Genomic DNA, 9,607 nt, shown 5'->3' on the forward strand with positions numbered 1-9,607 from the left:
ACGCGCTGCTTCTGGCCGCCCGAAAGGGCACCCGGAAGACGGGTGGCAAAATCCTGCGGCAGGCCGATGAGATCGAGAAGGCGGGAGACTTCCTTCTGCTTGGGCACGTCGTGCATGCCGAAGTAGAATTTCATCGGGCGTCCGATGATTTCACCGACCGTCTGGCGCGGATTGAGCGCCACGTCAGGCAGTTGATAGACGAGCTGAATGCGGCGCAATTCTTCGCGGCTGCGACGCTTATAGGAGCGGTCGAGCCGGCGGCCGTCAAAGCTGATCATGCCGGCGGAGGTGGGGAGGAGCCCTGCAATGGCGCGGGCCAGGGTCGACTTGCCGGAGCCGGATTCGCCGACCCCGGCGAGGGTTTCGCCACGGCGCAGATTGCACGAAATGTCATCGAGTACCGGCGTTTTGCCGTAATAGGCGTGCACGCCGCTCACATCGAGCAGCACGTCGCCGATCTTGTGGTTTTCGACGGCACCCGAGAGATTGCCCTGCCGCTCGGCGACGAGCATGCGGGTATATTCCTCACGCGGCGCTTCGAGCACCTGCTCTGCCGTGCCTTCGTCGACCATCTTGCCGTGGCGCAGCACCATGATGCGATTGGCGATCTGGGCCACGACCGCAAGGTCATGGGTGATGTAGAGGGCAGAGGTATTGTAGCGCTGGATGAGGCTACGGAGCAGCGCCAGCACCTCGATCTGCGTCGTCACGTCGAGCGCGGTGGTGGGCTCGTCGAGGACGATGATGTCGGGGCGGCAGGACATCGCCATGGCGACCATGGCGCGCTGCAACTGGCCACCGGAAACCTGATGCGGATAGCGATCCCCAAAGGTGTCGGGGTTCGGCAGCTGCAGGGTTTTCAGGAGCTCCAGTTTCCAGGCTTCCGCCTCGGGCCGTGTCATCTTGCCGTGGTAGAGCGCGCCTTCGACGATCTGCTCGCCGATGCGGATGGCCGGATTGAAAGCCGCTGCGGCCGACTGCGCGACATAGGCAATGCGGGCGCCGCGCATCTTTTCGCGGGTGGCGCGATTGCCTGCCATCAGCGAAGTGCCGGTGATGTCGATGGTGCCGCCGACAATGCGGCAGCCACCACGGCCATAGCCCATGGCGGCGAGGCCGATGGTCGACTTGCCGGCACCGGATTCACCGATCAGCCCCAGCACTTCGCCGGGCGCAAGATCGAGATCGATGCCATCGACAAGCAGGTTCCCATTGGGTGCCGCGACCTTGAGGCCGCGAATAGTGAGGACATTGCTCATCGATCGGCCCCCTGGGTTGCGTTGCCGGAATTGAGCAGCCAATCGACGACGAGATTGACGCCGATGGTGAGGAGCGCAATCGCGGCAGCCGGGAAGAGCGGCGCGTAGAGGCCGTAGAGAATTGCCTGCTGATTGTCCTTCACCATGCCGCCCCAATCCGCGAAGGGCGGCTGGATGCCGAGGCCGAGGAAGGAGAGGCCAGCGACGAAGAGGAAGGTGAAGCAGAAGCGCATGCCGAATTCCGCAATCAGCGGCGGCAGCGCATTGGGCAGGATTTCACGGGTGATCAGCCAGCCCATGCTCTCGCCACGGAGGCGCGCTGTTTCCGCATATTCGAGCACTGAAATGCCCTGAGCCACGACACGGGCGAGACGGAACACGCGGGTGCTGTCGAGGAGTGCAATGGTGAAGATCAGCACCGGCACCGAGGAGCCGAGTGCCTGCAGGACCACCAGCGCCGAGATCAGCACCGGAATGCACATGACGGTGTCGACGATGCGCGAGAGCACGGTATCGACCCAGCCACCGAAGAGCGCAGCGACGAAACCCAGCGGAATGCCAATCCAATCGAGAACGAAATCAGCGACGCCGCCAGCGACACGCCAATGGACATTTGTGCACCAGCAAGCAGGCGCGAAAACATGTCGCGGCCGTTCTGGTCGAGGCCGAACCAGAATTGGCCCGACGGCGGATCGAAGGGCGCGCCAACGATCTCGTTCATGCCATAGGGCGCGAGCATTGGTCCGAAGACGAAGATAAGCAGGTTGAGCGTCACGATGGTGATACCCAGCCAGGCGGAGAGGGGAATTGCCTTGAGTTTGCTGGTCATCGCGGATGCCTCAGACGGGGATTGAGGGCGATAGCGGCGATATCGGCAATGGAATTGAGGATGACATAGGCCGCCCCGAAAACCATGGCGGCAGCCTGCACCAGCGGCAGGTCGCGCTTGGCGACCGCGTCGACCATGAAGCGCCCAAGCCCGTTATAGTTGAAGATGGCTTCCACCAGCACGACGCCAGTAATGAGGTAGGCGATGTTGAACGCCACCACATTGACGATCGGCGCCGCCGCATTGGGCAGCGCATGGCGCAGGACGACGCGCTTGGTGCGCAGACCTTTCAGAAACGCCGTTTCCACATAGGCCTGATCCATGACCGAGAGCACAGCCGTGCGCGTCATGCGCATCATCTGCGCCACGGTAACGAGCACCAGGGTCAAAGCCGGCAGGGTTGTCGCCCGCAGCCAGTCACCAAAGTTCATGCCCGAATAGGTATCGGCAAGGCTCGGCAGCAGGTTGAACTGCACCGAAAGGAACAGGATCAGCAGCAGCCCAAGGAAATATTCGGGCAAGGAAACGAAGGCCAAAGCCACGATGTTGATGCCACGATCGAACATGCCGCCGCGGCGCACGGCTGCGGCCAGGCCCAGCAGAACGGCGATCGGCACCGAGACCAATGCGGCATAGGCGGCGAGCGCCATAGTATTGCCGAAACGCGGCCAGAGGAGGTCTGCAACGGGCTGACGATTGGCCAGCGACATGCCCAGATCCCCGGTCACGAAACCATAGAGCCAGGAGAGGTAGCGCTGCCAGGCGGGAAGATCGAGGCCGAGATCCTGTCGGAGAGCAGCCAGCGATTGCGGCGTTGCATTCTGTCCGAGAATTGCCGAGGCGACGTCGCCCGGCAGGAGCTGAGTGCCCGCGAAAATCAACGCGGACACCAGCAGGAGCGTCAGGACCCCAAGCGCGACACGCTTAAGGATAAGTTGGATCATTATGCTTCGAGCCAGACCTTTTCAGCGAGGCGCGCGCCCATGAAGTTGAACATCGGATGGGTGGTCACGCCGCCGAGCTTGGTCGAGACAGCGTCGAGATAATCGCCGAACATCGGGATCATCGCGCCACCGTCATCGGAAACCAGTTGCTGGAGTTCAGCGTAGATTTCCTTGCGCTTGGCATTGTCGAGCAGCGCACGCGCCTCGATGAGCTTGGCATCGAACGCCTCGTTCTTCCAATGCGTGTCGTTCTGCGCCGAGGTCGACGAGTAGGCGATGGTGAGCATCTGGTCTGCCGTCGGACGGCCACCCCAGTAACCCATCGAGAACGGCGCCTTCATCCAGACATTGGACCAGTAGCCATCGCTCGGTTCGCGCTTGATCGAGAGATTGATGCCCGAGGCAGCAGCGGTGCCCTGGAAGATCGCGGCGGCGTCAACGGCACCAGCGAAGGCAGCGTCCGAAGCCGAGAGTTCGATATTGAGGGAGTCGAGGCCGGCTTCCTTGAGGTAGAACTTGGATTTTTCCGGATCATAGGCGCGCTGTGGCAGGTCGGCGGCATAGAACGGATCGGTGACCGGGATCGGGTGATCGTTGCCGAGCTTGCCGTAACCACGGAGGGCCGTGGTGAGGAGCTGCTCGCGGTCGATCGCGTACTTGATGGCCATGCGGACATTGTTGTCGGCATAGACGCCCTGGGTGCAATCCATCAGGAAGGTAAAGTGCTGGCCACCGGCCGACTGCACCACCGACAGGTTCGGATTGCGCTTGAGGAGATCGACGGTCTTGAAGTCGAGCTGGTTGATGGCATGCACCTGGCCGCTCATCATCGCATTGGTGCGGGCAGCGATGTCATTGATGACGATGACTTCGACGGCATCGACCCAGGCGGTATTGGGCTTCCAGTAGCTTTCGTTGCGGATAAAGCGCGCACGCACGCCCGGCTCATAGCTTTCGAGCACGAAGGGACCGGTGCCGATCGGCTTGGTCCAATCCTCAAAGCCTTCCGGCACGACGAGGAAGTGATAGTCGGACAGAATATAGGGAAGATCGGCATTGCCGCTGTCGAGCACGATCTTGATATCGGTATCCGAGACCTTCACGATATCGGCAAACTGGCCGGCGGTAGAACGCGCTGCGGAGGTGGAGGCCTCGCCGCGATGCAGGTTCAGCGAATAGAGGATGTCTTCGGCGGTCAGCGTCTTGCCATTATGGAAGGTGACGCCCTGACGGATCTTGAAGGTCCATTCCTTGGCGTCGGCCGAGGGTTCCCAGCTTTCGAACAGTTCGGGCTGGACCATGTTGTCCTTGTCGATTTCGACAAGGCCGTTGAAGGTCATATAGGCCTGGTTGACCGGCACCCAGTCCTGCAAAACGCGAATATCGAAATTGTCGGTGGTGGAACCGCCGCCGATGCCGAGCTTGAGCACACCGCCGCGCTTGGGCGTCGCTTCCTGGGCGAATGCGGACGGCACGATCAGGCCGCTGGCGAGAGTTGTAAGACCGAGCCCTGCTGCACCAGCGATGAACTGGCGGCGGCTCAGGTCGAATGACGACTTGTTCTGCGACATATTCCTACCTTGCTTGTTCTTGCTTCCCGCTCGTCCGCAACTGCGGCGAGACGGTCCCCATGGCTGGAATACTAGTGGGCAAACGGCCGCACCCGGCATGATTAAAAGTCATACCCCTATTAGTATTCGACGTGCATGGTTTGATCTGTGTCGAGGCTAGATGGCGTTCTGTTTGGGGAGGACAGCGCAATGCAAAGACGCGCAACTTCCCGGTTTGATCATAGGTAATGCAGCGCCGCCCCTGGCGCGTTTAGGAGCATTTGAGATGGAGCTTGCGACTGCCGTAGGTCTCATCGGCGCAGTAGCCTACCTGGCAGGCTATGCATTGATTCAGATGCGCGTGCTCACAATCGATGACGGCCGCTATGCAGCACTCAACGTCCTCGGGGGCGTGGCCCTGATATACTCGCTGATGTGGAATTTCAACCTTGGCTCCTTCCTGACGCAGGCCGCCTGGCTGGTTTTCACGGTCGTCGGCTATGCTCACAGCCGTCATCAGCGCCGCAAGAATGCCGCCAAGCCAGCCATCATTCAGGGCGCCGCAAACGATCCCGAACCGCCGGCTGCGGCAGCCTAATTAGCTGTCATTGTTGACATTGTGCGCGATCAGCCAGTCGCTTACTTCGCGCACAATCTTGCGCTGATGCCGGTCCGCCGGACGCATCAGATAGAACCGTCCTTCCGACTGCATCATATGTTCGTGCACAGGCACCAGAATGCCCGCGTCGAGCTGCTCGCGGATCAGCCAGGTCCAGCCCAGCACATAGCCGCCACCCTGCATGGCGGCGGCAACGCACAGCCCATAGTCGCCCAACAACCAGCGCCGTTGTCCCTCTGGAGCCATCAATCCGGCACTTCGCCACCAGTGCGGCCAGTCCTGCCATTCACGCAGTGTGTCTTCGATACTGATGACAACGGGGTCGGGTACATCCATGAGCGGTGGCAGCCCCGGCGCTGCCACCGGCACGATTTCCTCGCGCCCAAGTACGATCAGATTGACCCCGGCCGGCCGCTCACTGCGATAGAAAACGGCCAGGTCGAACTCATCGAGGCGCAGGTGCACGATGTCGTCGGTCACTTTCAGGCGCAGTTCGAGCCCGGGAATTTCCTGCTGCATGCGTGTCAGGCGCGGCATGAACCACTGGTCGGCAATGCCGCGTGAGCAGGCAATAGTGATTTGCCGCGGTCCGACCCAGCTGCGAACCCCCTCCGTCACCGCGGCGACTTCGCCAAGCACGCGCGAAATGTCGGCGGCGTAGGCCTCCCCGATCTGGGTGAGGTGCACGCCATGCACGGCGCGGGTGAAGAGCTTTGAGCCGATAAACGCCTCGAGCTTGCCGATCTGACGGCTGACCGCACTCTGCGTTAGCCCAAGCTCAATACCGGCGCGCGAAAAACTGCCGAGGCGCGAGGCGGCCTCGAACACGACGAGCGCATTCAGCGGCGGCAGTTTTTGCAGTTTGGTCATGGCGAACGACGTGAAGGCGGCACAATGGAGAAAGGGAATGTGACGGGGCGAGGCCGCGTCACGGCACGATTTATCCCACGCCGGGCCCGCGCGCATCTTAATTCGCGGCAACGGGATTTTGCTGGGGTTGGGGGATGACTTGGGCGGCCCACGCGGGCTAGTGATGACGGATCGAAAGCCGGAGCAGCCCCATGTCCAAGTCAGCCGCCATTCCTGTGATTTTCGTCGCCGAAGGGGCGCTTGAGGCGGGGCAGTTGACGGCGCGTCAGCGCGTATGGACCGAGGCCAATGGTTTTTCGGGGCAGCGCGGCAAGCTCCTGGCCCTCCCTGGCGAAGACGATGCCCTCTCGGGCTACCTCTTTGGTACTGGCGCCCCCGACGCGCGCCCTGCTTTCGTTGCCGGGCTCGCTGCCGCCGCACTTCCCGCTGCCGAGTACCGTCTCGAAGGTGATATTGGCGATGCGACGCTGGCCGCCATCGCCTTCCGCCTCGGCGCCTATCGCTTTGACCGCTATCGCGAAGCTAAGCCGACCCCGACCCTAGTGCTGCCGGAAGGCGCCGACGCCGCAGAGGTCGAGCGCCACGTTGTTGCTGCCACTCTGGCTCGCGACCTCGTCAATACCCCGTCGAGCGACCTCGGTCCCGATAATCTGCAAAAGGAAGTCGAACGCTTCGCCACCGAGCGCGGCATGAGCTTCCGGGCAGTCGTGGGGGACGACCTCCTCACCCAGAATTTCCCGATGATTCATGCCGTAGGTCGCGCCAGCGCCCAGGCGCCTCGCCTGCTTGATCTCGCCTGGGGCGCCGAGGACGATCCCAAGGTGACCCTGGTCGGCAAGGGCGTGACGTTCGATACCGGCGGCCTCGACATCAAGACTGCTGCGGGCATGCTGATGATGAAGAAGGACATGGGCGGTGCGGCCAATATCCTCGGCCTCGCCCATGCGATCGTTTCGGCAAACCTGCCGGTGCGCCTGCGCGTGCTGCTGCCGGTGGTCGAGAATGCCATCTCGGGCAATGCTTTCCGCCCTGGCGACGTCCTAAATTCCCGCGGCGGTCTCACGGTCGAAATCGGCAATACCGATGCCGAAGGTCGGCTCATTCTGGCCGACGCCCTGGCGCTGGCCGATGAGGAAAGCCCGGACCTGATTGTTGATATGGCCACCCTGACCGGCGCCGCCCGTGTGGCACTGGGCCCCGAACTGCCGCCGCTCTATTCGACCGACGACAAACTTGCCTCCGAGATCGCTGCTGCCGGCCTCGCCGTCGAAGATCCCTTTTGGCAGATGCCGCTCTGGGCGCCCTATGACAGTCAGCTGTCCTCCAAGATCGCCGACATGAACAATACCGGGGCCGGGGGCTATGCGGGTTCAGTTATCGCAGCCCTGTTCCTCCGCCGTTTCGTCAGCAAGGCCAAGGCGTGGGTGCATCTCGATATTCTGTCCTGGGCGCCGGAAGCGCGTCCGGGCCGTCCGGTCGGTGCGACCGATCAGGGCATTCGCGCCGTGTTCTCGGTAATCCGTGAGCGTTTCGGCAAATAGATAGATAGTTGACTTTGGCAACCATTTGCTTGATTTACTCAAGCAAATGGGAGTCCAGTCATGACCGATCCGGCCGATATCGCCCAGGTCCGTTCCTTCAATCGCTTTTACACCAAGATCATCGGCCTGCTCGACGAGGGCATGCACAAGACCCAGTATTCGCTGTCCGAAGCGCGGGTTATCTACGAGCTGAGCACGTCCGGCGTGACCACGGCCGCACAGGTTGCGGCCGCGCTTGGCATGGATCGCGGGCAGATGAGCCGCCTGATGGCAAAACTCGTCGATCAGGGTCTTGTCGCGAACCTCCCGCGCAGCGACGACGGCCGCGCCAACCCTGTCGAATTGACGTCGGAGGGCAGGGGCGTGTCCGCTCGATTCAACGCGATGAGCGATGCGGCAGCGGCCGAAACCCTCCTCGATCCCCTGGATGATTTTAGACGCCGCGATCTCGTCGGCTCCATGCGACGGATATCAGCGATCCTGGATGAGGCAAAAGACGCTACCCTCGTCCTTCGCGCCGCGCGCATCGGCGAGATCGGCTGGCTCATCCACCGCCAGGGACTGCTCTACCATCTCGAACAGGGCTGGAACGGTGAATTCGAAACCCTCATCACGCGCATTTATGCCGACTTCGAAACCGCGCCCAAGACGCCGCCAAAGCATCTCTGGGTCGCCGAGATTGAAGGCGAGGTCGCCGGCTCGGTCTTCGTTGTGCCTGCCGAGGATGGTGAGGAGGGCACCGCGCAGCTGCGCATGCTCTACGTTGAGCCCATGTTCCGGGGGAGGGGGATTGGCGCCCGCCTCGTCGCCGAGGCCGTCAGTTTTGCCAAGGCATCGGGCTATGAGCGGATCATGCTCTGGACCCAGGATTGCCTCGCCTCGGCCCGCTCGATCTATCAGAAAGCCGGCTTCGTCCTCGCCAGGGAAGAACGGCACCATTCTTTTGGCGCCGATCTCAATGGCCAGTTCTGGCTGCTGGAATTCCGGGCTTAGCCTTCGGGGGTGGTGTCGTGGATTTCGGCGTGGTTGGGCGAAAGATCGACCACGCCGTCACTCCTGGGGAACAGCAGCGGCGCCATCGCAAAGCCCACGATCACGAGGGCGATCATGCCCCAGCCGGCAACCTTCTTGTGCTTCTCGATGAATTCGCCGGCCACCGGTCCGAAGAAATAGAAAAGCCCGCAAGGCACGAAGTAGCGCAGGCCGCGCCCGACAATGCCGTAGAAGATGAAGGTCCAGAGATCGAGCCCGGCCACGCCCGAGGTGATGGTGATCACCTTGTAGGGAATAGGCGAGAGCGCGCCGATCAGGATCATCAGCGGACCGTTTTCATTAAAACTCTGGCGCAGCGATTCGAACCCGTTGGCGGCGCCATAGAATTCGATGATTCCGCGTCCCAGCGAGTCAAACAGAAAATAGCCGATCGCATAGCCGGCCAGGCCTCCTGTCACTGAGGCGATGGTGCAGATCGTGGCAAGCCGCCAGGCCCGCATCCGGTCGGCAATGATCATCGGGGCCAGCATGATTTCCGGAAATACCGGGAGGATCATGGCTTCGAGGAAGCACAGCAGAGCCAGAATGGGCTCGGCCAGGCGATGTTTCGTTGCCAGCTTCAGGCGGTCATAGAAGCTGATTTTGGCGGTCGATGCGATTTCGGCCATGCTGTACCTGCGACTTCGTCGTTTACCCGACAAGGTTTAGGGAAAATCTTGAAGTGGGCCAGTGAAATTTCCGTCAATAGCCTCGTTGGCGGTCAACAACGTTGATCAAAGGCTTACCCATGCGGTGGTCTTGTACGACCTCGGTGAAGTAGCGCACACCGCTTTTCTCGTCCGAGATCGCCGCAATATGGGGGGTGATGTAGCAGTTCTCGATGGCCCAGAGCGGGCTGTCCGGGGGCAGGGGCTCCACCTCGAAAACATCAAGGCTGGCAGCGCCCAGCGTGCCATCGGTTAGCGCCTTGACGATATCGGCTTCCGACCAGGCGCCTAGCCC

9 protein-coding genes and 1 pseudogene are annotated in these 9,607 nt (G+C 61.7%); 3 read left to right on the forward strand and 7 right to left on the reverse strand.

Going from position 1 to position 9,607, the window contains the following annotated elements:
• The 4 genes and pseudogenes from J0I64_RS05980 to J0I64_RS05995 form a co-directional block, all read right to left on the reverse strand.
• A partial coding sequence (locus tag J0I64_RS05980) for an ABC transporter ATP-binding protein (protein ID WP_291406698.1) occupies positions 1–1,259 on the reverse strand: 1,259 nt, incomplete at its 3' end.
• Positions 1,256–2,088: pseudogene (locus tag J0I64_RS05985) on the reverse strand (ABC transporter permease). The gene J0I64_RS05980 and the pseudogene J0I64_RS05985, both read right to left, overlap by 4 nt.
• The gene (locus J0I64_RS05990) at positions 2,085–3,032 is read right to left on the reverse strand and encodes an ABC transporter permease (protein WP_291406699.1); all 948 of its coding nucleotides are present in this window, start codon (positions 3,030–3,032) and stop codon (positions 2,085–2,087) included. The pseudogene J0I64_RS05985 and the gene J0I64_RS05990 overlap by 4 nt, the downstream one beginning before the upstream one ends.
• Positions 3,032–4,603: an ABC transporter substrate-binding protein gene (locus J0I64_RS05995; protein WP_291406700.1), complete on the reverse strand. Its 1,572-nt coding sequence runs from the start codon at positions 4,601–4,603 to the stop codon at positions 3,032–3,034. The genes J0I64_RS05990 and J0I64_RS05995 overlap by 1 nt, the downstream gene beginning before the upstream one ends.
• A gap of 265 nt (positions 4,604–4,868) precedes the next feature.
• Here J0I64_RS05995 and J0I64_RS06000 point away from each other — a divergent pair, with 265 nt between their 5' ends.
• On the forward strand, positions 4,869–5,180 hold the full coding sequence (locus tag J0I64_RS06000; RefSeq protein WP_291406701.1) for a cyclic nucleotide-binding protein: 312 nt from the start codon (positions 4,869–4,871) through the stop codon (positions 5,178–5,180).
• On the opposite strand, the gene J0I64_RS06005 is transcribed toward J0I64_RS06000, so the two are convergent.
• Positions 5,181–6,071, reverse strand: coding sequence for a LysR substrate-binding domain-containing protein (locus J0I64_RS06005; RefSeq protein ID WP_291406702.1), 891 nt, complete (start codon positions 6,069–6,071; stop codon positions 5,181–5,183).
• Between the two features lie 191 nt (positions 6,072–6,262).
• Here J0I64_RS06005 and J0I64_RS06010 point away from each other — a divergent pair, with 191 nt between their 5' ends.
• Positions 6,263–7,612 carry a M17 family metallopeptidase gene (locus J0I64_RS06010; RefSeq protein ID WP_291406703.1) on the forward strand — a complete coding sequence of 450 codons (1,350 nt, stop codon included), beginning with the start codon at positions 6,263–6,265 and terminating at the stop codon, positions 7,610–7,612.
• 60 nt (positions 7,613–7,672) lie between these two features.
• Positions 7,673–8,605 (forward strand): helix-turn-helix domain-containing GNAT family N-acetyltransferase, encoded by a 933-nt coding sequence (locus J0I64_RS06015; protein WP_291406704.1) that lies wholly within the window; start codon positions 7,673–7,675, stop codon positions 8,603–8,605.
• On the opposite strand, the gene J0I64_RS06020 is transcribed toward J0I64_RS06015, so the two are convergent.
• Positions 8,602–9,273: a YqaA family protein gene (locus J0I64_RS06020; protein WP_291406705.1), complete on the reverse strand. Its 672-nt coding sequence runs from the start codon at positions 9,271–9,273 to the stop codon at positions 8,602–8,604. The two genes, J0I64_RS06015 and J0I64_RS06020, sit on opposite strands and share 4 nt — an antisense overlap.
• Before the next feature lie 73 nt (positions 9,274–9,346).
• On the reverse strand, positions 9,347–9,607 hold a 261-nt coding region (locus J0I64_RS06025), incomplete at its 5' end, for an NAD(P)-dependent oxidoreductase (protein WP_291406706.1).

Origin of the sequence: Devosia sp., assembly GCF_017307565.1 — a bacterium.
In the GTDB taxonomy this organism is placed as follows: Bacteria; Pseudomonadota; Alphaproteobacteria; order Rhizobiales; family Devosiaceae; genus Devosia.

Bases quoted from the DNA above. Each gene is read 5' to 3' on its own strand.
- J0I64_RS05990 (WP_291406699.1), bottom strand. From the start codon at position 3,032: ATGATCCAACTTATCCTTAAGCGTGTCGCGCTTGGGGTCCTGACGCTC.
- J0I64_RS05995 (WP_291406700.1), bottom strand. From the start codon at position 4,603: ATGTCGCAGAACAAGTCGTCATTCGACCTGAGCCGCCGCCAGTTCATC.
- J0I64_RS06000 (WP_291406701.1), top strand. From the start codon at position 4,869: ATGGAGCTTGCGACTGCCGTAGGTCTCATCGGCGCAGTAGCCTACCTG.
- J0I64_RS06005 (WP_291406702.1), bottom strand. From the start codon at position 6,071: ATGACCAAACTGCAAAAACTGCCGCCGCTGAATGCGCTCGTCGTGTTC.
- J0I64_RS06010 (WP_291406703.1), top strand. From the start codon at position 6,263: ATGTCCAAGTCAGCCGCCATTCCTGTGATTTTCGTCGCCGAAGGGGCG.
- J0I64_RS06015 (WP_291406704.1), top strand. From the start codon at position 7,673: ATGACCGATCCGGCCGATATCGCCCAGGTCCGTTCCTTCAATCGCTTT.
- J0I64_RS06020 (WP_291406705.1), bottom strand. From the start codon at position 9,273: ATGGCCGAAATCGCATCGACCGCCAAAATCAGCTTCTATGACCGCCTG.